Origin of the sequence: Companilactobacillus jidongensis, assembly GCF_003946575.1 — a bacterium.
Lineage (GTDB): Bacteria > Bacillota > Bacilli > Lactobacillales > Lactobacillaceae > Companilactobacillus > Companilactobacillus jidongensis.
In genome coordinates this window covers 21,822-48,046 of record NZ_RHOP01000015.1, presented here as the reverse complement: position 1 = coordinate 48,046, position 26,225 = coordinate 21,822, and the positions used below count along the sequence as shown (strand labels likewise).

Here is a 26,225-nt window from a genome sequence, read left to right as displayed (position 1 = left end):
TCAGCAAGTCGCATCTTCCCTTCTATTATAATGAACTAGTTAAATCCCATGATATTTCCCCCGTGTAATTTCCACTAGACGAATTCGCTTGGAGCTTCAATAAAATCCCCCAATCTTTTAACCATTTACCAGATACATCTGTTACATGGTCGTCATTACTTAAAACTTTGTCATAATCTAGCAGTACTTGATTATCCTTCAGTGGAAGCTCACTGCCATCTTTTCGAAAAACCAATCCACCCGCTAATGGAGCGTTTGTCTTGGAGTTAACCAAACCAGATGATTCAACTCTTAAACTCCAAACAGAGTTAAGGCTCTCAACTTTCAAATTCCAATTGCCAGTTCGATGAACGATACGTGTCTCTTGACTTTGATTCGTATCTTGAAATTTATACTCCGGTTCACTTTGCAGCCTCAATATTGAAGTGTCTCGATCAACCGTAATATTATAGACCACCTTATTTGAAAAACGATGTTTGTCATCTGAAACATATAACGTTATATTGTGCTTTCCCAAACTCAATGAGGAAGCTTTTTTTATTATGTCATATTTTGCTTTGTTACTATTCTTAGTTACTGCGAAGTCAGATGTACCCTGATCAACACCATCAATCAAAGTATGTAGGTCTAACTTGTCATTATCAAACGGAGAACCATATTCATATTCAATTGTGCCTTTCATTTCATAGCTTTGACTATGCTGAATCTGTATCTTAGTTGACGGGGCACTGGTCATTTTTAATGTATCCAAAACTGGATTGATACTAAACTGAGGACTCATGACATCCCCAGTATAGTGAGAACTGATGAATGAAGTATGGGCTTGAGGAACATTAGTTACTTTAGAAGAAATATTGCTTCCTATATCAGCCGTTCCAAATAGTTTTATTTTGATATTACTATTATCGTTACCCAAACTATCTAGTTTAATAGAAACAAAATTTATCTTAACCTGATTATCCACTTCTTGACCTAAGTCAGATGAAGTTATATTGACAGTCTTATTATGATAAATAATTTTTCCAATTGTACCTTTATCGTCAGGCGCAAAATCGACATGTTGCGGTAATTTTATTTTCGTATCAATCTTACCTGATTCTGCCAAACCAGAATTGTAATTCAAATCATAATCGAATTCTAATTTGTCACCATTGTTGACATTAACATCGGCTGTGTCGTTCTGATCATAATCCAGGATTTCTCGTTCTTGAGTAATATCATACAAACTGGAATTATTACTTATATCAGCAACAGCTGGTATCGATTCAAAAACAATTGCATTGGTTGTCGGTTTGACATTCGGAGAACCCGTAGCCGCTGTGAATCCCCACCGAAGTTTAGTTTGTCCAGATTTCAACTTGAAATTTTTTGTATCTATATCAAGATAAGTTCCCTTCTTCCTCGGTCGCCGATTCCATTGGTTAAACGATCTGATCGATCCATCGTAATTCTTATCATCGAAGACATACCGAATATGTGCCATTGTACTACCAGTATCTGGCGGAAGATATTTCAAATAAAAATGATGCCATGTACTACCAGTATCATTCCCAGACATCTCCAAATTCTGCATTATATTATTATGTTTCATATCATAATATATGTTCATAATATTCATATTCCGGTGGTAAGTAGCCGCTTGAGCAGGATAATTCCAGGCTATATGTTGTCCCTTATAAAGAAAAGTACTTCCGTCTTCCATTTTGGCGCCATCAAAATAATTATCTTGAGATGTAAACATAAAGGCTGGATTCGAATCATTATGATGGGTATCGAATTCCAATGCCCAACTATTTTGAATTGCCCCGGACGCAAATTGATTGATATCGCTTGTATATTCAGGATAACTCCAGCCCGCCCAAACACCCAAAGTCTCACCATATTGTGGATTCCAATGATTGCCTAAATCTAATGATTTCGAAATTGCATTAACACCATTTTTGTCGTTCTGAACCACAAAGGCCATACCATCTCCTGAACTCTTGAAGTTGTCTCCAAAATACAACCAGGCAGAAAAGGTCTGTTCTTTGGTCACGTCAAAATAATTATACGGTGTATCAGGAGCATCATCAGTTGCCATTCTCCCCCAAATAGAAGCCAATTGTTTGTCCCCATTGGTCATTCTTACCATATCAGTCGAAGTAGTGTCGCCTTTTTTTAGAATTGTCGCACTATTATTAATGTTTTTAGTTTGACCAATAAATGTTTGTGGCAACTGAAAATAATCTTCAAGGTCCATGCCTGACGGTGCTTCTTTAAGTGCCTCAGATTCACTTGGTCCAGCCTCAACAGTGGTAGTTGTCGTTGCTATGAGGAAAAGAAGAAGTATTGAGGCAACGATCAATGATCCATAGTTCCTTCTCAATTGCTTATTCATAATCATCTATATCCTCGTGAAATATTTATATATCCATACTTAGATGTTACTTCATACAACATGAAATATATACAAAATATCCAAACGAAGTTATTGTATTTTGACATAAATAAAAAGATACTTCCTAAGAAGTATCTTAATGCAACAATATAAATTACGGTGTATTACTCAAGCACCAATCGATCATACCAGTATAGTGGCCACCAACAGGATTGGGTAATACACTTAATAGAATTCCTTCGTCTGACTTCCAATTACTACCTATATCACGTTCATGCGTGATGGCCTCTTTTTGATCGTCAATCAAGACATATGATTTCATATTTTGGACTACTTTATCCGAATCAACAAAGATCATATTTCCATTTAAACTTCCTATACTGTTACCCAAACTATCTTTACCGTCCATATCGGTTGCCTTAGCGGATAAAGTCCAGGATGATTCAATACTACTGACAGACAATGTCCACGGTCCCGAACGATTAACGGTTCTAGCTTCTCCACTAGTATTGATCGGTGCAAATGAATAACTTTTGCTCGAAGTTAAACTAGCCGATTTAGCAATGTATCCAAGATTATAATCTACCGTATTGGATGCCCTATTCTGTTGATTTACCACATATGCCTGTATTTGATATTTTCCGGCAGTAGTTATGCCCAGACTCTCCACGTTAAAAGTCTGAACAAAATCCTGTGCCGTTACATCAGTAAACGTGTTTTGTATCGGAGCACTGATATTGTCTTTGATAACTTCTGTTCCATCTTCGTTCAGCACTGTCATATGCCAGGTGAAATCACTATCACTAAAAATCAGACTTCCATCATATGTAATATGTGCTGGTATCTTGACCGTTCCCACTGATTGAATAGCCGTTAAGTTAGAATTATCAGTTGATAAAATTGGATCAGCGGCCGTTACTGTTACGTTGTAAGTTAAAGCATTAGAAACAATCCCGTTTTGATCGACTACTTGAATCGTCACTGGATATGATCCCACTGGAAAAAGTTCTTCGTCAATCATATCCAGAGAGAATACCGAATCCTTGCTTGCAGTATCTTTGGTTGTCATTGTTGTGCCATTCGCAGTTACCAGTATCGACATATTTTCATTCTTAATAACTGTCGAATCATCATAAGCCATTGTTCCGGCAAAATGAACTGCATCACCCAGTGATGCCGATTGATCTTTATCAGACGTCGATTTGATTGTTAAATGTCTCGGTTGAGGAATGATTTTGAAATCAGGTGTATTCAAGTCATCCTTGTACAGATCACCTTTAATCAAAGCATGTGCACTTGCAACTGTGGTGGATTTACCAGCTGCGTCATCGGCAGGATCTATTTGGGTAACACCCAATATTTCGATTTTGGCACCTTTCAATCCATTATTTAGACTACGTCCTAATCTATGACTAACGACCCCGTTACTCACTTCACTAACTGGTATTGTTTCAACAGCGCCATCAGAATATACAACCTTACCAATATTGCCAGTGTTTGCGTAAGTCATGTGCTCTGGTAAATCAATTGTCGCCACTGTATTCATCAAATCGTTTTGTCCAGACAAGTAATCCAAGTTATAACTGAATTGAATTACATTATCGGTATAACTCTTGGCATCACCCGATGTGATTTCTCGATTACCCTGAGTTACGTTATAAGCCTTTACTTCTGAATTAGCATTTACCAAGGATGGCATAGTCTCGAACACTGCCATGTTCAGAGATGCCTGGGCACCAGTTGCTCCAGTGAAACCATAACGTAGCTTAGTATCAGTCACACCGTTCTCATCCTTACTAAAATTAAAGTTTGCCAGTTCCAAAATAATTGTATTGGAATATGGCTGATCATTAACTGTCGTCAGCATCGATCCTGGTTCACCATTGGTTTTTTTATCATTAAATGAATAAGTCAGCGTTGCCTTGGTTGATCCAGTAGCTGGCGGCAAATAATTAATAGTCAAATGATGCCATGAACTATCCCCAGTTGGACTATTCGTTAAATTCAAAAGTTGTTTGGTATCCTTGTGCACCATCTGATATACCGCACCATTTGTCCACTCATATATATAAGTATCAGCCAACGCCGGATAGTTCCACGCCATATGTTGGTTACCAATAATCCCAGAGACAGAACCAATTTCAAAAATATAATCAAAATTACTGGCTAAACCGGAAGTTGTATTCCGATTCAGAAATGTATCAAACTCTAATGCCCACGAATTTTGAATCGCACCTGCAGCAACTACTGAAGGTTCGGTTTGATTTCTGTCAATATCCGGTCCCCAAACCCCAAGTGTCTCGCCTGATTGTGGAACACCCTTGTAATTAGATATTGCTTCCGGACCACCATTTTGGAATACCAAAGCAATTCCGTCAGCGGGATTAACTGCATGACCAAAATACAACCACATGGACAATGTCTGTGGAATAGCCGTATCGATATAATTACCTTTGTCATTGTCACTCCAAATCGAACTCAATTGTTTTGTGGAATTAGTCAATTGAACAGCATCTGAATCTGGATAATTAGGATTCTGTCCTCGGATTATCTTGGCATTATTAGGAATAGTAGAAGAAAAATTATTGACGTACGTGAAATAGGAATCACTATCGTCGCTATTTGTCAGCGACAATCCTTGTGGAGTTGCCGCACGTCCTTGCTGATCGGCCAATAGTTCAGCTCGAACATATGTGGTAGAAAACTTCAAAACTAAAAGCATACAAAATAGAATAGTGCCTAAAATCAGCATTACAGAATTTTTATTGATCCTCATTGGGCTCCCTCCCATTGACAAACATATTAGTGAATTATGTGGTAGAAATATGTTCATTATTAACATAACGTATATCATGCGGAGATAGGGTCCATTAGCGGTAATTGTAAATTACCGAATGTGACATTTTTTAGTTAAAATGTAGTTTATAAAAAATATTATATCTATCTGAACACTATTATTTTAATACTTATACCAAATATATAAATCAATTTTTATAACAAAAAAAGATACTTCCTAAGAAGTATCTTTAACCAAATTAAACACTCTCTACCAAATCCCATTTGATCGTACTGTTGTATTTACCTGGTTCATTAAACGATTGAAGATTCAACAGAATCCCATCGTTATATCCCCAATCATTTGAAACATCAATAGTTTGTGGAATATTGTCACCAGAATATTTACCTGTCGCAATTAATGTATTATCAAGATTTTGAGTATCATTATTTTTGATGAAAACCATGTTACCATTTAGTGTTTCTGAAGGCCTTCCATCACTGAAGCTTTGAACAAAGCTACCTCCGGTCGCAGACAATGACCAATTTGATTTGAAGGTAGTTACATTAACATCCCAATTTCCTGAACGATGAATGTAACCCATCTTTTCTGCACCAGCATTTATAGTTTGGAACTTATAGTCATCAACGTCCAGCTTTAGATATTTTTCCAAAACTGTAATGTCATAGGTTATTTCAGCCGTCTTCCTGCCATACGGATCTACTCCATACATGGTCAATGTATGTTGACCGGAAGCGGTATTTCCTTGAAGAGCATCAGAAATAGATGGATCGATATCATAAGGTGTCTTAACATCCCCAGTAGGATTATCAAATTTCACATTCTTACTGCTATTATCAATTTGTTCATAAAAAGTAAGATCATCTTTTCCAAGAACATAGTCAGGATTATCTACATACTCGTAATTAAGGAACAAATTACTATTTGAAACATCCGTGATTGTTGGTTTCAAGTTCTTAGATGAAATAACCGGCGATATCTTAGGAACATTTATTACGTAAGTAATAGTTCCATAATGTCCGGCACTATCGGTAACTTTAACATTAATGGTATTTTTCCCTTCAGTTAATATCAAGCCCTTATAGTTATTATCATCGGCCATAAAGTCATCGATATTACTGATGCCATCCTGTGCCGCCACTGGATTCAACTTAAAACTAAACTGATCATCGCTTACCGTAGTTGTAACTGGATCCTGTGGAGTACGTCCCTCATTTGTTACTTGGTAAGTAACTGTCCGATCGCCGCTCTCGAGATAAGTCCCATCTTCATGAATAAACGTACCCGAGATGGTTTGACTCTTATTATCATTAACCGTTCGCGTCAAATCTGTGGTTGGTGTAATAACCAATGAATTATCTGGGTTAACAGTAACGTCATAAGTTATCGGATTTGAAATCCTGTGACCTGAATCAGTCAAATAGATTTCAACTTTGTGATCACCTACACCCAGTACACTGCCGCTAAGTGATAATAGATAATCACCTTGAGTAGCATCAGCAGCAACCGGTAAAGTCCCATCTGACAGAGATGTTCCATCGACTTTGGTATGTACTGTCAAATCTTTACCATCAAACTTACTTCCCCGTTGATAGCTAACTGTTCCAGCTAGTTGGGTGGATTCATTTGCTTTGATAGTTTTACTCAAGCTATCAGTATTTGAAATTTGTAACACTTCATTATTAATGACAAATTCTGGTGTCATCACATCACCAGTGTAATGCTTACTCTTATAAGAGGTATGGGCGGGATCTACTGTCGTTGAAGTAACCGTAGTCGAATCTGGAGCAACGGCTGTTCCAAATAATTCAACTTTCACTGAAGAATTAGTTTCACTCAAACTATTTAATGTAATATTTACCGCTGTACCATCACTATTCAAGGCTGAACTTGGAATATTTACAGTCTTATCTCCATAAACAATTTGACCGATATTGCCATCACCATCTGGTGTAAAGTCTACATTTTTAGGCAAATTCATAGTCGTTGTTATATCGCCCGTATCGATAAGTCCTGAATCATAATTCAGAGAATAATCAAATCTAAGTTCGTCCTTATCATTGACATTAGCATCCGCAGAAGCATCTTTATCCAAATCAGGAATATCTCTGTTTTGACTTAAATCATATAAATCAGTACTGGATAAAATATCAGCAACCGCTGGTATCGATTCAAAGATAACAGCTTGAGGTTGATCGACCGTATTGTAAGATCCATCGGTAGCAGTAATTCCCCAACGAATTTTGGTTTGACCAGATTTAAGATTTAGCTTACTTAAATCGATTGAAACTGGAGTCTTATAACCATCTAATCCCTTTCCTACACCAATACCATCCCATTCTCTATACGGTTTAATAGATCCATCATAGTTTTTCTCACCAAAGGCCATGGACATAGACGCATAAGTGCTGCCACTTGCTGGCGGATAATAATTGAAGGTGACATGTTTCCAAGCAGTTTGTATAGTGTCATTTGATTCCGCAACAATATAAATATTTCCTCTAGTATCTAATGAATTCATACTATAATAATAGACAGTTTTTTTTGAACTTAGAAAAGGAGTATAAGAATAACTATACTGTTGGTAAATACTCTTATCCCCGGGATAATTCCATGCCATATGTTCCCCTTTGGCTACTTGACTGCCGCCACGATCGATATACCCATCTAAATAATTATTAAACACATTGGATTTGCTAGTTATAGTGTCGTTATTATTATGAACATCAAATTCAACAGCAATACTATTTTGAATAGCGCCCTTAGCATAATCATCTACCGTAGTCGCTGCAGTAGGGTTACCACCACCAGACCATACACCTAACGACTCACCAGTATCTGGTGTGGTTCCATTAGAATTAATCGATTTGGCTATAGCATTAGATCCATCAGCATCGTTTTGTAGGACAAAAGCCATTCCATCAGTGTTAACTCCTTGACCGAAATACATCCAACCTGATATTGTTTGTCTCTTACTTAAGTCCAAATAATTGTAATCATAATTACCATCATTATCATTACCACCGTTCTCTTCAGCCTTGCCCCAGATTGATGCAAGTTGACCTGGACTACCAGTCATCTTAACGATATCACTAGGATATTCATTATTATTTAATAGCTTAATGCTGTTGGGTACAGTCGTGCCACTTGTTCCTTTGTAACTACTAGGATACTGAAAATAATCATCTAACTTCATCCCTGGAGGTGCTGCCTTAAAAACCTGATCTTCAGTAAGAACGTTAGCTGCATTAACTTTTGTATTAGCACTGAAAAAAATCAAAACCAAAAACGGTATTACTAATAACAGTGCTCTAACTTTCGTTATATTATTTTTCATAGATTCATCCTCGCTTTAACCGTACTTAATCGATCCCCTCAGATTCATTAAGCACTCTCTATAAATATTTAATTATCAATATATAAATCATTATTTATATAATACAATATGTATAGATAAAATATGAGTCAATAAAATTAAGATTTTATATCTAAAAATGGAACTTTAGAATATTCAATTATAGTAAAAATTATTAAAATAGTTTTAAAAGATTTATTTCTTCAAATTTATTTTCAAAATATTGTTAATATCCAGTCTTTTTAATAAAAGAACAGATAAAAAATATGCCCCCGGTAAAATACCGAGGGCACATTTTTTATCTGTCTTATCTATTTAATAACTGTATATCCATCACGAACTTCAAATAATGAGCTAGTTGACTCATCCATTTCTGTCATTCTGATAGAATCTCCAAGCAATTCAGTTACTGAAAGGATCTTTAACTTGTCGAACTTGCAATCGTCAGGTACAACAATTGAATCAGTTACTACAATTTCCTTCAATTCTGAATTTTGTAAGTCTTTGGCAGCGTTCTTTGAGAAAATTGGGTGAGTAGCAGCGGCATATACGTCGATTGCTCCAGCTCTCTTCAAAGCTTCTGCACTATTTATCATTCTTGTACCAGTATCAATCAAGTCATCAACAATGACACAATGTTTGTTTTCAACATCACCGATGACTCCAGGAACAATATCTTCCATCTCAGTTGATCTTTGATCAACAATGGCGATTTGTGAACCGAATACTTCGGCCAATGAACGAGCACGCTTCATTGAATTGTGATCAGGAGCAACGAAGACAAAATCGTCTTGCTTGTCATCCATCTTGTCCATGAAGTACTTAGCAAAGATTGGCATTGCACGTAAATGGTCAACAGGAATATCAAAGAATCCTTGGATTTGATCGGCATGCATATCAAGTGCGATCACACGATCTACTCCACCCATTTCTAGCATATTTGAAAATAGCTTAGCTGAAATGGGTTCACGTGCACGGGACTTTCTGTCCGAACGTGTATATGCGAAGTAAGGCAATACACAAATAATTTGTTTTGTACTTGCACGTCTTAGAGCATCAACGGCAATCATCAATTCCATGAAGTTATCATTAACTGGATCTGAAACTGAATGAATGATGTAAACATCTTTTCCACGAATACTCTCGTTGATTTGAATATTGATTTCTCCATCTGCGAAGTGAGAAACGGAAGCGTCCAACAACGGAACGTCCATATATTCAGAAATTCTCTTGGCTAATGGTGTATTACCATTCAAAGAAAGTAAAGCAATTTTATCTAATGATGTATTAGACATATCTGGTCTGTCCTCCAAAATTATATTAATACTGGTCGATCAATGGGCTTACTTTCGTCCGCAATCACAAGACCCATGTCATTATCCGTCATGACACGTTCCTTGTTGCGTACGGCAGACTGCGAGACGATTGTAAACTTATAGTTCAATTTTACACTTAATTGAAGGTACTTATCCAGTATATACGAGTCAATTTTACCATTTAAGTACAAATGATATTGCGGATACTTTCTCATAACGTTTTCAACTGTCGTAATATTAGCTGAATTTTTTAGTTGTGCTATTGTCAGAGCAATTCCGACTCGCTCCGCAAAATTACCCAAAAACCTATTTTTTTCGTCCGGCTTTAATTGCGGCTTGCCAAAAACATTTTTCTTAATATAATCCTCAACACTAGTCATTGATTTCCACCTTTCGGACTGTCATTCCTATTATATCTACTATGATAACGGTATAATGGTCATAAAGAAAGGATGTGTTATCTATGGACGAAATGGTATTTTTTAACCCTGGTGACGCAATTGCTAACTCAAAAGATTTTGGAGAGGCAGTTCGTGGAGCACAAATTTATAAAGCTAAAGATCCTTATGAATCATCCTTGATTATTGCTGAAGACGTTTCTGACAACAAGAGTTTTGTTGTTTACTTCGCAAAGGATGAGAAATCACATACAAAAGATTCAGACAAATCAGTTATTCCTTATCACTTGAAGAAAAAAATCTAAATTTTCAATAGTGTAATAAATAATAACGCTGCTATTGTCTGTACACTACCAACAGCCACGCCGTATATCAAAAACTTCGGACCTTCTTTTAGAAACTTCGCTAAGTTAAGTCTCAAACCAATGGCGGCTAGAGCAGTTGTTTCGAACCAAGTACTGATCACATGGGCACTATTTCCAAAGATTGAGGGCATCATGGTCGTACTATTAATAACGCAAATAATCAAGAATGCCAAGACGTACCACGGAATCGGCATTCTTGTTTTTTTCTGCTTCGTAACTGTTACTCTATTATGATTGACTTTTTTTTCAAATAAAAATACTACGACTACTAACATAATAATTCGTGTGATCTTGAATAGCATGGCATATTTGACTGTTTGTGCATCAATTAAACTAGCACCGGCAACGACTTGTCCAACCGACTGTAGCGTCCCACCAAGTAGAGCACTCTTACTCAACAGATCATCCCCAAAAACTGCCAAACCAAGAAACGGCAGTGTCAGCATCATCACTGTTCCTAATAAGTTCACTAACGTAATAATCTGACCTTTTTCTTCATCATCCGCATCAATTGCTGGTGCGATCGCACCAATGGCTGATGAACCACAGACGGCATTACCACCTGCCATCATCAGTGACATTCGTTCACCAAACCCAAGCTTGCGTCCAATGGCATAAGCTGAAATAATGACAGTAGTCATCATCATGAGAATATATACCAATCCACGCAGACCCATTTCTGCAATCGTCTGAAATGTTACAGTGAAACCTAATAACACAACTGAGTATTCCAGCAACTTGCTCTCTGAGAATTTAGTACCAACTGCTAGTCCAGTTTGTTTGAAAAAAGTATTTCCCAAAATAATTCCTAATAATATTGCAATCGTTGCACCTCCAAGACTAGGCAACCAAATTGCTACGATCTTGGCAATAATTGCGACTACAATTGATAATCCGAGACCTGGCAAGGTCGCAACAACTTTTTGCATTCTTGTATCCTTACTAGTTTCTAAATCCATATACTTAACCTCCTATAACAGTCTCTTAAGTATATCGGTATAGTTATAATTAAATTATTCGATAACCTAATAGCTTTTATTAATAATTCTGATAGGAGTTGATTACTATGCTTAAACTACTTGAGACCTTCAAAACAGTTTATGAAACAAAAAGTTTTTCCAAAGCCTCCAAAATCCTCTTCATCTCACAGCCAACTGTTTCTGGACAAATAATGCAATTAGAAAATGACTTGAATATCAAACTATTCATCCGCAATGGGCGCCAAAAAATCGTCGCTACTCCCCAAGCAGATATTCTCTACAAACGGGCTATTGATTTAATCGATGACTGGGAAGATTTGAAGCAAGAGATACGACATGATGCCGACAAAAAAATCTCTTGCGAACTTGGCGCATCACATACCTTTGCCATTTACTTGCTGCCTATCTTATTGCCTAAATTATATAAAAAGTTTCCGAACATTCATTTCACGATTCGCATGATGAATTCCATGGAAGTTCTCGAAAGTATTGAAACTGATAATCTCGACTTTGGTTTCATCGAAAAACCACTTGCTGCCAGTAATATCAAACGAACAAGCCTTTGTGACGACCAATTAGTCTTAGTAGACAATGGCAACCCCTGGTTAGTTCGTGAACCAGCTTCAGGAGTTTATTACTATACTAAGCAATATTTAGCTGAAAACAATATTACAGAACCAAAGATGGAAGTAAAAAATAACGAAATGATCGTTAGACTATTAAATCAGAATTTTGGCACATCGATCATTTCCAAACGTGCAGCTGAAGGATTGAATTATAAAACTTTGAATTACAAGTATGAACGAAAATTTTATTTGATGCGTTCAGAAAGTCATCACTTCGACGACATTGACGAATGTATCAACTACACAATTAAAATATGTCGCAGTTTGTTCTAAAAAAAGGCTCAAAGCTTTCTTCAAATGAAAGTTTTGAGTCTATTTTTGTTAAAATGTAAGTGTATACAATTTTATTCGATCTGTTCTCGATTATCCTTATCTGATCGAGACTCTCTGATTGTTTTGTAGACCCGCAGATTGGCCACGCCAACGTCGCGCACATTTTCCATCGCAAATTTTCTCGTGATACTCTCTTTACGAGAAACATAATGGTACAACGGAATATTATCAAGATAGAATTTCTTAGCGACGGTCGCATATTCTACATTGAAGACTTGATCTTCCATCAGATCTAAGTCTGTCTGGAAATGAATCGCATTATCTTCGATTACTTTACGGCGATATACCTTATTCCAAGTATATCCCATGATTGTTCCACTGATCTTTGTAATCTGCTTGATAGCCTCATCACGATCAACAAAACCATTTTGACGCTTATTCGTCTTGACCTTGCTCTTGCCATTTTCGGTGTCAGTAAAGAAACCGCACGTTGCAAGATCAACGTCAGTATTCTCAAAAACTGTTAAAAAGAAATCAACATATCCCGGTTCTAACCAATCATCGCCATCAATAAAGGTAACGAGATTGCCAGAGATATGTTGCAATCCGGTGTTTCTAGCTGCTGAAACACCTGAATTATGAGTATGGGGGTACGACGATATCCAATCGTACTTATCCTCATAACTTGCGATAATATCCAACGTAGTATCAGTCGAACAGTCGTCCACAATAATAAGATCAAAGTTTTTATTAGTTTGAGCGACCAATGAATCCAGTGTCGATACAACATAGCTGGCAACATTATAAGTTGTCATTATGATTGAAAGTTTATTTTTTACCATTAAATCACCTTAATAGTATTTTACTTCGAAAGACCTACAATACGCAACGAATCCGGGGAGGAAAAAACATGAAACGAATCTTAAATCTTGACGGAGCCATAAACTTACGTGAATTGGGAGGATATATAACCACTGATGGTAAACAAATTAAATATAATAAACTCCTTCGTTCAGGAGATATAAGTAATTTAACTCCACAAGCTTTAAATTACCTTAAAAAATACGGCTTAAAGTACGTGGTCGATTTTCGTGGTGACCGTGAACAACAAGTTTGGGCAGATAAGAATACGGACTTTTATCAAATTTATTCAGATCCTGTTTATCCATTAATGGGCAATGGTGACAAGTTGGCAAGTGCATATAGCAACACAAACTCCTACTTAGGGATGATTTATCAAAGTGTCTTATTGGATAAATATGGCCAACGTGCTTATGCATTATTATTTGAATTATTACTAGAAAATAATCAAGAAAATAAATCCCTACTCTTCCACTGTGCCGCCGGAAAAGATCGAACCGGCATGGCTGCCATTTTAATTCTCAAGGCCTTGGGAGTCGGTGACGAAACAATTGCTCGTGACTACCTTCTAACTAATCTGATGTATTCCGATTCTGATACCATCGAAAAGACTCTCAATGATAAAGATGGAAATCAAAACATTAATAAGATGAATATGACCAAAGCTGATCTTGAGAGTATCACCTCCGTCTTCGATGCTATCAAACATTATTATGGAAGTTTTGAGAATTATTTGGCCCAAGCGTTGCATTTTGATAAGAATAAATTAAACCAACTAAAAAATATTTACTTAGAGAACTAAAAAACTTATACTCAATTTACAAAATAATTATTTATAGGAATGGAGAATATTCATGAGTCTTCTAGAATTAAAAGACGTCCGAAAATCATTCTCATTGGGTAAGAAGGAATTTCCTGTCTTAAAGGGTATTAATCTAGAATTGGATCGAGGCGAGTTCGTTTCAATTCTTGGTGAATCAGGTGGTGGTAAAACCACTCTATTGAACACGATCGGCGGATTAGATTCACAGTTTCAAGGCGATATCTTCATAGATGGAAAATCATTAAAAAAGGGCTCCGACAAAGCTCTAGATAATTACCGAAGCCACACTGTTGGTTTCGTCTTTCAGAGCTTCCATTTAATTAGTCATCTGACTATCCTCGAAAACGTGCTAGTTCCGTTGGAAATGTCATCCCTAAAAAAGGCAGATAGAGTAAAACGTGCCAAAGACTTACTAGAAAAAGTCGGTCTAACTGAACACATTGATAAGCACCCTAACCAATTATCGGGTGGACAAAAACAACGTGTTGCGATTGCTCGAGCACTGGCTAATGATCCTGAGATCATTATTGCCGACGAACCAACTGGCGCATTAGATTCTCAAAACACTCAAGAAGTTCTGCGAATCTTAGATGATATTGCCAAAGAAGGTAAACTAGTCATTGCCGTTACTCACTCTCAACAAGTGGCTGACTTTGGTACACGTGTCGTTCACTTGGCAGACGGTGTGATTGACTCTGATCAACAATTACGTCCCGGTTATCCTCCAGTTGAGGACAATACGTCTAATAAGACGATAACTCATTTAAGCTTTGGCAACACTTTCCGACTAGCTTGGGAGCACATGCTCTACACCAAGGGACGAAACATCCTGATCATTATCGGTGCAGCTATTGGTATCTTCTCTGTTATCTTCATGTTGGGACTTGGATCAGGTGTAACGGGTTATATCAACGACCAGATGGAATCACAAGTGAATCCGAATGCCATCCAGATTACGAAGAATCTCACTCGTAGTCAAAACCAAGCTGGTGACACTAGTTCGATCAACATTACCAAGTCAGACATGAAAACTTTTGATAATCTGAAACACGTTAATAAGGTTGAACCAGCTTACTTCGTTCAATCTCCAAAAATCAATTACGATAAACAAAATGTTTCCGTTCAATATTTCCAAACTTGGAATGCCACCGAAAAAACTGGTGACATCACTAAGGGTAGTAAGCCAAGTAACGGTGAGATCATTCTTCTAAAATCTGATGCTCAAAAATTAAATAAGAAGAATTACAAAAACATGGTTGGAAAAACCGTTAAGATGTATATCACCACGCTTGATGACAATAAACAACCTGCTCAAGTTGCTATTGACCTGAAGGTCTCTGGTATTATCAAGTCTGGTTCTTCGGCAATTACCCTTGATACGTTGAAGACAGCCGCAGCCAAATCAAACGTGACGATCAAACCTAACTTCGTGACTTTGACAGTCGATAACACTAGAAATGTCAAAGCAGTTCAACAAAAGATCAAATCATACAAGACTACTGTTAAAGGTAAAGCACATAATAAATATATGATCACCGGTGTCGGTGCCGTCATCGATCAGCTCAATACTTACTTGAGTTTGGCATTCTATGTACTAGCTGGAGTCGCAGGTATTTCACTGATCGTATCAGCTATTATGATCATCGTTGTCCTCTACATCAGTGTTTCCGAGCGTACCCAAGAAATTGGTATCTTGCGTGCCATTGGTGCTAGAAAGAAAGATATTAGAAATATGTTTATCTCTGAATCATTCTTAATTGGTTTAGTCTCCGGTGGGTTTGCTATTTTGATAGCATACTTAGTTCAAATGGCCGTCAATAATGCCACTCAGAATGCATTTAAAGCAACAATAATTTCAATTTCACCTGGCAATGCTATTTTCGGAGTCGCCATCAGTGTAATAATCAGTTTGCTCGCCGCCTTAGCTCCATCAAGACGCGCAGCTAAATTAGATCCACGTGATTCACTTACAGACGAATAATTTGTATTTAACACCAAATCTCAGCGTAAGCTGGGATTTTTTTGTATAATAGAGTTTCGATATGTGAAAGTTTCATGAACTTTCATACCAACGTCTTTATACAAGTTTATTTATCTTGTATACTAAAGTCTGTTAATACAATGGAGGAATGAGAATGTTTTGTCCAAATTGCGGCCATAAAGTTGACCTATCACAAAAATTCTGTGACAACTGTGGCTATGATCTAACTTCAATTAAAAGTAAACGTAATGATGAAGAAAAAGAAACACCAAAAAAAGACGATGATACTATCAAGTCATTGGCTGACATCGAAGCTGAGTTAAATGATTCTGAACCTGTGAAGTCAGAACCAACACCAGTAGCCAAGCCAAAATACGAACAAGCACCAGCTCAGCAACGTGAATACAGCTCTGTAAAGCCGGCTGCCGAATTTGAACACAAATCAGAACCAGTATCCAAACCAGCTACTCCAAGTTATGATTCTGTGCGAACTTTTGACAGTACAAAAAAAGTCCCTGACGAAGCACTCGATGATCGCACCGTTGCTTATAACAAGGACGCCTTTAAGCAGGCAACCACACAGAAGCCTTATTCTGACTCACGGACTTCGAATCCGACACACTCAGAACAACAACAGCATGAGTCTGCGGCTCTGAATACTACCCAAGATTTCAAGAATAAACTCTTCAAAAATGGTGAGGATCCTTTCAAACCAACCAAGAGTGAAATGAAAAAAATCAAGGAACGCAAAAAACAAGAACAAGCAGAAAATGATACAAATGACGGTTTAATTCATAATATGGGTAAATTCGCAAAAAACAACGCGTATCTTGGAATTTTTGCCGTGATCATCGTTGCCATATTACTAGTCGTCAAACGAAACTATGGTTTTATTGCTTTAGCGATTGTCCTATTGTTGTGGTTCTTAGCTTCACAAGTCAGTCATGGCAATGAAATGAATGCCAACAAAAAATTCAAGCGTGATAATAGAGACAAAAACCAAGAAACAAATAATCAACCTCAACAATACCAAGAGGAACACAGAAAACCTAAGAAACAAAAAGTTACCGATGCTTCTCGTGGTAAAAACACTCGTCAAAAAGTAATCATTGGTTCATCAATTGTTGGCTTTGCGGCATCAGTTGGTGGTCCCTTTATCAATGGTGTTTCATTATCAAGCACCATAGCTTCAGCAGCAAATTATACGGCTAACTTTGGTTATCAATATAGTACTTTGATCGTGAACTTATCTTCAGCAATTCGCCTAATTTGTTTCTTATCGCCAGTTATAGCTTTAATCGCTGCCTGCTTCAGAAACAAAGGTACTATTAGAATGGTCAGAATATTTACCGTCTTACCAACTGTTATCTATGCTCTAGTCTTTGGTATCTTCTACTCTGGTGCTGTTAATTCTGCCGTAATCACTGGCCAAACCGCCGTCGGTGGAACACAATTTGGTGCTAGCTTCTATATTCTGTTAGTTACCTCAATCGTGTCACTAATAATGGCATATTCATTGCATCCTCGAGTTAGGATTTAGAATTCTGCTTTTCCGCTTCTGGTCGTCAGTGATATACATTAAGTACAAGCATTAAGTCATCCACGTTCTGGGTGGCTTTTTTGTTTGCATTACCAATCTACCCTGCTATAATTTGTATTAAGAAAGTCAAATATGTTTAAACACATTCGATTTTCGAAAACTCATTTCTTTTATACAAAGACTGGGTTTGCACCTTCCACTTCTTCACCGGTTTAAAAAAACCGCCGTTGTGGATGGTGTACCGAAGCACCTCAATGAATGGGATGAAACAAGGGGGCTATCCTCCTTGTTTTTGAAATTTAAATATATATGTACGGGGATGAATAAGAATCAATACCATACAATCCAAGGATTCATTCTTTTCAGTCATCCGTAGAGCTGGCGGATCGATTGAAAAGACAAATCTTTCGAATAAAAGCTGTAGTCATTTGATTGCCAGCCTAATCATTAAATAAAACCCTCCCGAGATACACAATTTCATTAAAAAACTCCGAAATAGGTGATAACAATGTTATATAACGTCTCTATGATAATTTTAAGTCTCTTCTTGATGATAATTACGATAGGCTTGACCTATTTAGGAATTAAACACACACTTCGTAAGCAATAGTGTTTGCTTACACAACAAAAACCCGCTCTCCACATTAATCATGTAGAGGGCGGGTTTTTGTTGGTTCTAAATACTATTCTCGAACGTCCAATTCAAAGTAGTACCATATTGCCCAGGAGCAACGGCAGCATCATGAATATGTAATAACAATCCATTGTTCTTATTCCAGCCGATTGAGCCTAATGGCTCGTCCTTCTTAGTTTCTGTCACTTTAACTCGTTGATCGACCAGTTCAACAAACTTACCATTATCATATAAACGCAGACATCCTGGTAGAACATCGCCTTGTTCGTTAACGAATTCCTTCTCTTGATTAACAAATACTTTGATTGGTTCCTTAACTCTTCGCTGATCATCAACCGATACAACGTTATTCGGCTGATTAGTATCATCAGTTCGAGATATTATTTCATCTTTTGCATAAGTATTTATCGATCCGTAACTAATATCACGTACATCTTTTTGTAATACATTAGTTACATAATTCAAAGTTTTTTTAGTACCTTCAAATCGAAAGGCATTATCTTCTTCACCAGAATATATAAACGGCTGGGAAATCATTTGTTCATTAGTAAATATCCCATCAATTCTGGTCCTGACTTTAATTTCAAATTTTTCACCAGCAATACGATTAATTTTATCGATAACCAAAACAGTTGAGATACCGCCAAAATAATCTACTACCGTATATCTATCTTGGTCAATTTCTTTATCATTGATTTTGACACTGTCAATCTCAGTTCCACCATAGATCGGTAACACATAGGTACCATTTTTTAAATTACCACTTTCAGTTCCAACTACTATTTCATCCCGATAAGAAACAATAGCTCCATTCGCAACATCATTCAGAACATCTTCAGTATTGTCGTTATTATAGGTTTCGTTAATCACTGAATTATTCAAAGTGATTTCAGGCTTATCCGCAGGTAGAACCTTTAACTTGGCTTTATTAGAAATATATTCATATGAATCTCGACCCAGTTTTAAACTGATTTCCACCCAATACAAATCATTATCATTTTTTACACGTGGTTCATTGACTAGATATGACAGATCTTTTTTGTTGGATTCCACCAATTCACGCTTGTGAGTGCCCACAGGTTGTCTGTACCATTTGACCGTGTAATCATTATCAATATTATCTAATTTTCCAATGTGCCCCAGCATTTCAAAAGAAGTGGAATCTCCGGATTTTACTTCTTTATCCTCCAGACCACCACCGATCTGAACAAAAGTACTGTCTGACACAATTGTATTGTCAGCATTTTTAATTGTACCAGTTACTTTAACTACACCTGAGACTCCACGATTATTAGCTTGTATCTCCCCAGTATCCTTATCGATATAAGCCAATTGATTATTATCAACCGTCCACACAATATCCTCTGTATAATCTTCTGGCAAAACTTCAGCTCTTGCCACGGTTGAGTTCATGGCTATTTCACTTGGATTATTGTATAGATAGTCATCATCAACCGATACTCGAATCTTTTCAGCATTTTTATCTTTGTCATTAACATAAACCGCCGCCACCTGCGACCAAACTTCAGCAATCGAAAGACCCCAACCACCAGCCTGATACCAAGTAACATTTTGTTGATAATAGATTGCCCCTGATTGATTTGATGTAACATTAAGATTAGATTTATTGCCATCTTCATTTTTGGGCACTTCCACCCAAGTTTCACCCTCATCAGTGGACTTATACCATTGATATTTAGGTGATGCGAATGGCGTTAAAGATGCACCCAGAGTGGAACGTCCTGAATGAGTCTTCAACTTCACGGTATGTCCAACCACTGTAAATGTTGTATCTGGTGGTTGGACCGTATACCCTCTGTTAAGCCACATTCCCAGAAATTTTCTAACATCTTCCGTTGGTTCTGATTTTGGTTTAACATGCGTGTTAGAATATTGCGTCGATGCTTTAACAACCTGTGTATTATCCTTTATCATTCCCCCTGTAACAATGAATACCGCTATCATTACTAGGATATATATTATTCTCTTCATGAAAGTCATATTCCTCATTCTCTATTTTTATTTATTTATCACAAATATTTTTTTAAAATCTTTTGTAAACAAAAAGTAGCCCGCCAAAAACGAATTTGGCGTGCTACTTTTGCTATTTATAATATTATTTATTACTTGTTTTCAACTAAAAACTGCATACGATCTGCGACGTTAGTAAATATACCATCTACGCCCCAAGAAAACAACTCCTGAGCTCGATTAATATCGTCAACCGTCCAAACGTTGATCTGATAACCATAGTCTTTCATTTTCTTAACTTTGGCTTCAGTTAAACCACGACTGTCCGGATGGATATACTTAGCGTGACAAGCTTGCATATACAAGTTCCAGTCTTCACCCATTCCGAATACATCAAATAATACCGCATAATCCAAATTTGGTTTTAGTTCATGCATCTTCAACAACATGATGGGATTGAAGCTAGAAATAATCAATTGAACGTCTGGGTCCAATCTATCAATCGCTTCAGCAAATTGTGTTACTAAGCTGTTTGCCAAATGATCAGCATCATCCCCAACAACACCTTTAAGCTCGATATTGGCATTCAACTTATGAATATTCAAGAAATCAATCAATTGATCCAAGGTTGGTATCCTTTCGCCACGATACTTTTCGGCAAACCAAGATCCAGCATCAGCTTGTTCTACCAATGAGCTGTCCAAAGTTTCAATTGAACCTTTTTCATTAGTAGTTCTATCTAATTTGTCATCGTGAATCACAAAGACTTTTTCGTCTTTGGTGATACTGAGATCAGTTTCGATCCAGTCGATGCCACAGTCGATCACTGTATTAAAACCAGCCATAGTATTCTCAGGTGCTAAGGTTGGTATTCCTCTATGAGCAAGTACTTTCTTCGACATTATATACAAATCCTCCAAGGAAAATTATAGAACTACTCTAATACAATTTCATTATATTATCATGATATAAAAAATCCCTCAATAGCTAAATTGAAGGATTCTAAATTTTAATTAAATTAAGCTTGATAACGTGACTCACCATCAAGGTATGTTTGGTCTAAGCTCATATCATCATTCAAGACGATGAAGTCAGCATCACGACCTGGCAAAATAGCACCACAAGCATCATCGATGTGTGTACTCTTAGCAGGTACGTAACTACCCATTGTGATAGCATCTTCTTCTTTAGCAACTTCCCAATCAACAACGTTCTTAATAGCATCCTTCAATAGTAAGATACTACCAGCCAAACTATGTGGTTCTTGTTGTAGTCTAACTTGTCCGTCACCAACAGTAACAGGGAATTCACCCAAGACATAATCGCCATCTGGCATTAGTCCAGCACTCATACAGTCAGTAATAAGTGCAACGTGTTCTGGAGTCTTCTTATCAACTAAGATTCTTGCTGCATATGGGCTAACGTGATGTCCATCACAGATCAACTCATCATCAACAAGATTCATTGACATAGCAGCACCAACCATACCAGGGGCACGGTGATTCAAACCACTCATACCATTGTATGTGTGTGTAAATCCTGTAGCACCAGCTTCAACACAGGCCTTAGCTTGTTCGAATGTTGCATCACTGTGACCCAAGGCAACAGTAACACCAGTGGCAGCAACAGCTTTTGTGAATTCAACTGAACCTTTACGTTCTGGGGCGATAGAAATCTTCTTGATCATACCCTTAGCAGATTCTTGCCATTCTGTAAATTCTTCAACACTAGGATCTCTGAAGTACTTAGGATTTTGGGCACCTTTGTGCTTCTCTGTGTAGAAAGGTCCTTCAAAATGGATACCTTGAATCTTAGCACCCGTACCTTCACCCTTGTGATCACCAATTGTCTTACAGATTTCGTCCAATTGTTCGTGTGAAGCTGTAAGTGTTGTTGGTAGCCATGAAGTAACACCAGCCTTTAGTAGGCCTTCTGACATTTCGTTTAGTTCTTTCCAACTGTTATTCATAACATCATCGCCAACGAGACCATGGATATGTGTATCAACCAATCCAGGTGCGATGTACTTATCAGAATAATCAACAATCTTGCCTTCTGGCTTATTGTCTTCAGTAAAGAAGTCTCCGAACTTACCATCAGTAACTTCTAGATAACCACCATTTTCAGTAGTGTTCTGTAAAAAGAATTTCTTAGCATGAATATAATATGTCATTTTCAATCCTCCAAAAGTATATCAAAACAAGTTCTATTTGCATGATTCATTATACCAGTTTTTAGTGGTCTATACCACAGAAAAATGGCCTTTACTAACAAAAACATCCTCCCTCAATTAAAGGGAAGATGCAATGTTGGCAATGTAATTATTCATAATCGTGAATAGTTACGCCCTTTACGACACGGTTAACAGTACCGCTAGCTGAAGGTGTATCTGGTGTATTGCCTACTTTGATCGAGCTAAGTAAAGCAAATGTTTGAGCGAACATAACATCAGGTAATGCTTGGTATAATTCAGGCAAGTCAGGGAGTCCTGCCTTAATTAAGAAACCGTCACCTGAGAAGTTATTGTCAGCAGAAGTTCCAACGCCAACGACCTTCTTGCAAATCTCGTCCCCTTTGATCTCTTCAAGAATATCAACGTCATATTGACGACTGTACTTGTCGTTACTTAAGAAGTCGAAGACAACAGTCTTGCCATTTACATATGACTTAGGACCATGACGGAATCCCATTGAAGAATCAAAGATAGTTGTTAATTGTCCGGCAGTTAATTCGAGAACCTTAAGTTGAGCTTCACGAGTTAGACCGGCCAATGAACCTGTTCCAAGATAAGCGATACGATCGTAGTCAAGATCAGCGATAGCTTGAATTTCACTCTCGCGGTTAACTACTTCTTGTCCCATCTTAACGATAGCATCAATCCATGGCTTCTTGTCAGCTACACTTTGGTCAAAGATCAAAGCTGCTGTCAGTGTCATACATGAGAAACTACCTGTCATGGCAAATCCCTTATCATTTGAGCCAGCTGGTTGAAGTAACAACAAGTTGCCATCTTCATTTTCAGCTTTCTTAGCCAAGTGACCTTCTGGTGCACAAGTGATAGTGATTTGGTAAAGATTTTTGATGATCTTTTCAGCTAATTCTACAGTTGCAACACTCTCTGGAGAGTTACCACTTCTAGCAAATGATACCAAGATAGTTGGATCATCAGCTCTAAGATTATCTAATGGTGCAGAAACAATATCAGTTGTTGGAATAGTTTCAAAATTGAAGTGAGAAGTATCGCCGACCTTATTTAGATATGGTCTTAATGTATCTCCCACATAAGCTGACGTACCTGCACCTGTGAAAATTACACGAATTTTTTTATCAGGAAAGTTTGAGATAATTTCGTCCAAAAAGTTATTAACTTTGTCTTGATTACCTACGAAATTATCGTAAGCCTCTTTCCACAAATCAGGTTGTTGTTGAATTTCACGGGTTGTAATTTGTGCGCCCATTTCTTCTAGTTCTTTATCAGTTTTACTAAACAATGGTATAAGTTCCCTTCTCTATCTATTTTTTATTCCAAACATTCTACAAGTACCACAGCTAATCCTGGAACTGGGAAACTAGCGTGATAAATATCATTTTGTTTTGTTACATCAATTATCTGATTCTTAACTTCACTACCTTCACGATATGTGATCGATAGTTTAGAAATATTCTTATCTAGCTTAAAGCTGATCCCATCTACATCATCTAGTGACCAATTGCTAATCAGAATCTTCCGGTCATTGAAAATAGCTTTGCAATTATACATGTCAACTAAATGTGCGACATTGATATGTTGCTTCAAGTTACGTTCACGATAATCGATGTATTCAGCTTCCCAACCATACTTAACATGTTCTGTCAGTGGCATGATATAGAAGTTATCAGTAGCAACAGTTGCTGGACCAAGTTTTTCGCCATAACGATTATAGGCATTCGAATCTGCCAACACATCTGTTTGGTAATGAATCTTCACGTAGGCACCAATATGTGTCTGCATGCTTATTCGTGACTTGGTAACTCCAGCAAGAGTTGTACTGTCGAACTGTTCATATACTTGATGACCAGTTCGAGGTTCTGTTACTTCGATTGAATCAGCATTGATCAATCCCAGCAATTTCCGTGAATCGAGTACGATCACAGCATCCCCATCGAGCAGGACGTAATTATTCTGGATTAAGTCAGTAATCTGACTATCACTTAAGGTATTCAAGAAATTACCTGTCAAAGCAACAGTTTCATTATTAATTCGTTGACCAGTAAAATTAACTGGTTTAGTTGCGAATCCAAAGACTGACAACAACTCCAACCATTGTGTCTGAGATGCCATCAAACTATGTAATGTCCCATCAGTAACTTTGTACTTAGCAACTTCTTGAGTCATTGGAACAACGATTCCGTCTCGATCTTCCAATGAAATACCATTTTCGTACAAGTAATCCACAAACTTCTTACTTTGATCCAGCATCTTATCATATTGATAAGTCTTGTCGATCCCAATTCCCATCATACTGAACAAGTTCATCAACAATCCGGCGGCTCTAACTGAGCTAGTTGTTTCCAACTGAAATTGTGAGAAACGATTTGATTTAGCATATTGAGAATATAAGAAGTTTTCTAGTTCTGGATAAATTTTGTGTTTATCCCCAATCAAAGTTCTTGTTGCAACCGTATATTTTTCGAAGTCACGGGCATACTTGAGTGAACTGACCTCGTTGTACGCTGGTAAATGAGGTCTCGAAACAGCAGGGGTGCCGTCGCCACTCAAAGTATCGAGTAATATCCGCCAATCACGATTCTCCATTGCATGAATCTCTGGCCATGAGCTCATGAGACCCAACGTCGTTTCTGGAGAAACCTGATGAACTTTCTTTTCAATCATACTTGCTGCTTCTAATATTTCATCACGCGCTACTTCTAGGTAAGCATCGCGATATTTGTTTCGTCCACCGTTTAGCATTTGCCCAACGAATTCCTCACGTGATAAATCAGTACCAGCAATGGCATTGTATTTTTTCATGTGATCATCGCAGAAGCAACCTAATTCAAACGGTGCATTCTTATAATGTCTGAAGTCGTCTTCAATCCATAATTCATGTGGCTTGATGCCAGCATAAACTGCATAGATATCGGAGACATATTCCATCCAACCATGATAACCTGGGCAAGCCATCGAAGTACTTTTGATACCTTGATAGTTGACCATTGGTTTGATATCGAGTTCAGGTCGAATACCAAGTCCACGATCAGAATGATTCATAGTGGTCCAAGGATTAAGACTAATTGTTACTCCCATCTCCTTGAGAGGTTGAGCAATTTCGTCTATATCAGTAACCAATTCTTTAGCTTTTTCTAGAGTAATATGTGAATCTGACAGTTCTTCTTGATTGATAAAAAAGGCTACATCATCGATATGAGCATTTTTTATGAAATCGATCATATCTTTTCTTTTATCATCGTCATAAATACTTTTATCTATGGCTAATCTCAATGTATAACGATAATTACTCTTCTTCTTCATCATCGTCATCCGCGTCTTGACTTAAGAAGGCATTAACATCAACGATTCCGTCTTTGGCTTCCTTCATCAAAGCATTGATATCAAGTTCTTTTGAAACAAACATTTGATTAGCATAATTAATAACCATCGGTAGATTTAAACCAGAAACAACATGAATGTCTGGATATTTTTGTGTTAAATTGACTACAACATTTCCGGGAGTTCCGCCTAATAAATCAACGATTACATAGACTGGCTCCTTACCATAATATTTTTTAATTTCTGTTTCTACTTTTTCCTTGAGAGTATCTGGACCATCGGATTTTTGAAGACCCAATGCTGCTGAATTTGGTAGCTCACCAATAATCAATTCTGCTGATTTCTTTGTTTCAATAGCCATATTTCCATGACTGATCAAGATTAATGCCATAATTTAT

Annotated in this window: 18 protein-coding genes; 5 read left to right on the top strand and 13 right to left on the bottom strand. The window is 37.3% G+C overall.

From position 1 onward, the window contains the following. Positions 1–25: 25 nt before the first annotated feature. The 5 genes from EKM68_RS09790 to EKM68_RS09770 form a co-directional block, all read right to left on the bottom strand. Entirely contained in the window at positions 26–2,383 is a 2,358-nt protein-coding gene (locus EKM68_RS09790) for an L-type lectin family protein (protein ID WP_125590249.1), read from the bottom strand. A gap of 148 nt (positions 2,384–2,531) precedes the next feature. Further along, positions 2,532–5,153, bottom strand: a complete 2,622-nt coding sequence (locus EKM68_RS09785) for a hypothetical protein (RefSeq protein WP_125590247.1) — start codon at positions 5,151–5,153, stop codon at positions 2,532–2,534. 259 nt (positions 5,154–5,412) lie between these two features. Then, positions 5,413–8,511: a hypothetical protein gene (locus EKM68_RS09780; RefSeq protein WP_125590245.1), complete on the bottom strand. Its 3,099-nt coding sequence runs from the start codon at positions 8,509–8,511 to the stop codon at positions 5,413–5,415. A gap of 329 nt (positions 8,512–8,840) precedes the next feature. Continuing rightward, positions 8,841–9,824 carry a ribose-phosphate diphosphokinase gene (locus EKM68_RS09775; RefSeq protein ID WP_125590244.1) on the bottom strand — a complete coding sequence of 328 codons (984 nt, stop codon included), beginning with the start codon at positions 9,822–9,824 and terminating at the stop codon, positions 8,841–8,843. A gap of 20 nt (positions 9,825–9,844) precedes the next feature. Continuing rightward, entirely contained in the window at positions 9,845–10,225 is a 381-nt protein-coding gene (locus EKM68_RS09770; protein ID WP_125590242.1) for a YueI family protein, read from the bottom strand. A gap of 83 nt (positions 10,226–10,308) precedes the next feature. On the opposite strand from EKM68_RS09770, the gene EKM68_RS09765 reads away from it, so the two are divergent. Then, positions 10,309–10,548: a hypothetical protein gene (locus tag EKM68_RS09765; protein WP_125590239.1), complete on the top strand. Its 240-nt coding sequence runs from the start codon at positions 10,309–10,311 to the stop codon at positions 10,546–10,548. On the opposite strand, the gene EKM68_RS09760 is transcribed toward EKM68_RS09765, so the two are convergent. Then, positions 10,545–11,567 (bottom strand): YeiH family protein, encoded by a 1,023-nt coding sequence (locus EKM68_RS09760; RefSeq protein WP_125590237.1) that lies wholly within the window; start codon positions 11,565–11,567, stop codon positions 10,545–10,547. The two genes, EKM68_RS09765 and EKM68_RS09760, sit on opposite strands and share 4 nt — an antisense overlap. Positions 11,568–11,674: 107 nt before the next feature. On the opposite strand from EKM68_RS09760, the gene EKM68_RS09755 reads away from it, so the two are divergent. Next, complete coding sequence (locus tag EKM68_RS09755; RefSeq protein ID WP_125590235.1) at positions 11,675–12,487, top strand: LysR family transcriptional regulator; 813 nt, start codon at positions 11,675–11,677, stop codon at positions 12,485–12,487. Positions 12,488–12,558: 71 nt separating this feature from the next. On the opposite strand, the gene EKM68_RS09750 is transcribed toward EKM68_RS09755, so the two are convergent. Next, on the bottom strand, positions 12,559–13,329 hold the full coding sequence (locus EKM68_RS09750) for a glycosyltransferase family 2 protein (RefSeq protein ID WP_125590233.1): 771 nt from the start codon (positions 13,327–13,329) through the stop codon (positions 12,559–12,561). A gap of 68 nt (positions 13,330–13,397) precedes the next feature. Between EKM68_RS09750 and EKM68_RS09745 the strand changes: the two genes are divergently transcribed. The 3 genes from EKM68_RS09745 to EKM68_RS09735 all read left to right on the top strand — a co-directional run bounded on the left by EKM68_RS09745 (position 13,398) and on the right by EKM68_RS09735 (position 17,692). Beyond that, the gene (locus EKM68_RS09745; protein WP_125590231.1) at positions 13,398–14,150 is read left to right on the top strand and encodes a tyrosine-protein phosphatase; all 753 of its coding nucleotides are present in this window, start codon (positions 13,398–13,400) and stop codon (positions 14,148–14,150) included. Between the two features lie 52 nt (positions 14,151–14,202). Then, the gene (locus tag EKM68_RS09740) at positions 14,203–16,152 is read left to right on the top strand and encodes an ABC transporter ATP-binding protein/permease (RefSeq protein ID WP_125590229.1); all 1,950 of its coding nucleotides are present in this window, start codon (positions 14,203–14,205) and stop codon (positions 16,150–16,152) included. Between the two features lie 154 nt (positions 16,153–16,306). Then, complete coding sequence (locus EKM68_RS09735; RefSeq protein ID WP_164509418.1) at positions 16,307–17,692, top strand: zinc-ribbon domain-containing protein; 1,386 nt, start codon at positions 16,307–16,309, stop codon at positions 17,690–17,692. A gap of 676 nt (positions 17,693–18,368) precedes the next feature. Here the strand turns inward: EKM68_RS09735 and EKM68_RS09730 are convergent. The 6 genes from EKM68_RS09730 to EKM68_RS09705 all read right to left on the bottom strand — a co-directional run bounded on the left by EKM68_RS09730 (position 18,369) and on the right by EKM68_RS09705 (position 26,218). Continuing rightward, positions 18,369–20,261, bottom strand: coding sequence for a hypothetical protein (locus tag EKM68_RS09730; protein ID WP_125590225.1), 1,893 nt, complete (start codon positions 20,259–20,261; stop codon positions 18,369–18,371). 188 nt (positions 20,262–20,449) lie between these two features. After that, positions 20,450–21,199, bottom strand: a complete 750-nt coding sequence (locus tag EKM68_RS09725) for a glycerophosphodiester phosphodiesterase family protein (RefSeq protein WP_125590223.1) — start codon at positions 21,197–21,199, stop codon at positions 20,450–20,452. A 116-nt stretch (positions 21,200–21,315) separates the two neighbouring features. After that, on the bottom strand, positions 21,316–22,470 hold the full coding sequence (gene nagA / locus EKM68_RS09720; RefSeq protein WP_125590221.1) for an N-acetylglucosamine-6-phosphate deacetylase: 1,155 nt from the start codon (positions 22,468–22,470) through the stop codon (positions 21,316–21,318). A 148-nt stretch (positions 22,471–22,618) separates the two neighbouring features. Further along, positions 22,619–23,788 (bottom strand): SIS domain-containing protein, encoded by a 1,170-nt coding sequence (locus EKM68_RS09715; RefSeq protein WP_125590219.1) that lies wholly within the window; start codon positions 23,786–23,788, stop codon positions 22,619–22,621. 29 nt (positions 23,789–23,817) lie between these two features. After that, complete coding sequence (locus tag EKM68_RS09710) at positions 23,818–25,812, bottom strand: hypothetical protein (protein ID WP_125590217.1); 1,995 nt, start codon at positions 25,810–25,812, stop codon at positions 23,818–23,820. Then, positions 25,793–26,218 carry a PTS sugar transporter subunit IIA gene (locus EKM68_RS09705; RefSeq protein ID WP_125590215.1) on the bottom strand — a complete coding sequence of 142 codons (426 nt, stop codon included), beginning with the start codon at positions 26,216–26,218 and terminating at the stop codon, positions 25,793–25,795. Before EKM68_RS09705 ends, EKM68_RS09710 begins: the two co-directional genes overlap by 20 nt. Between the last annotated feature and the right edge of the window lie 7 nt (positions 26,219–26,225).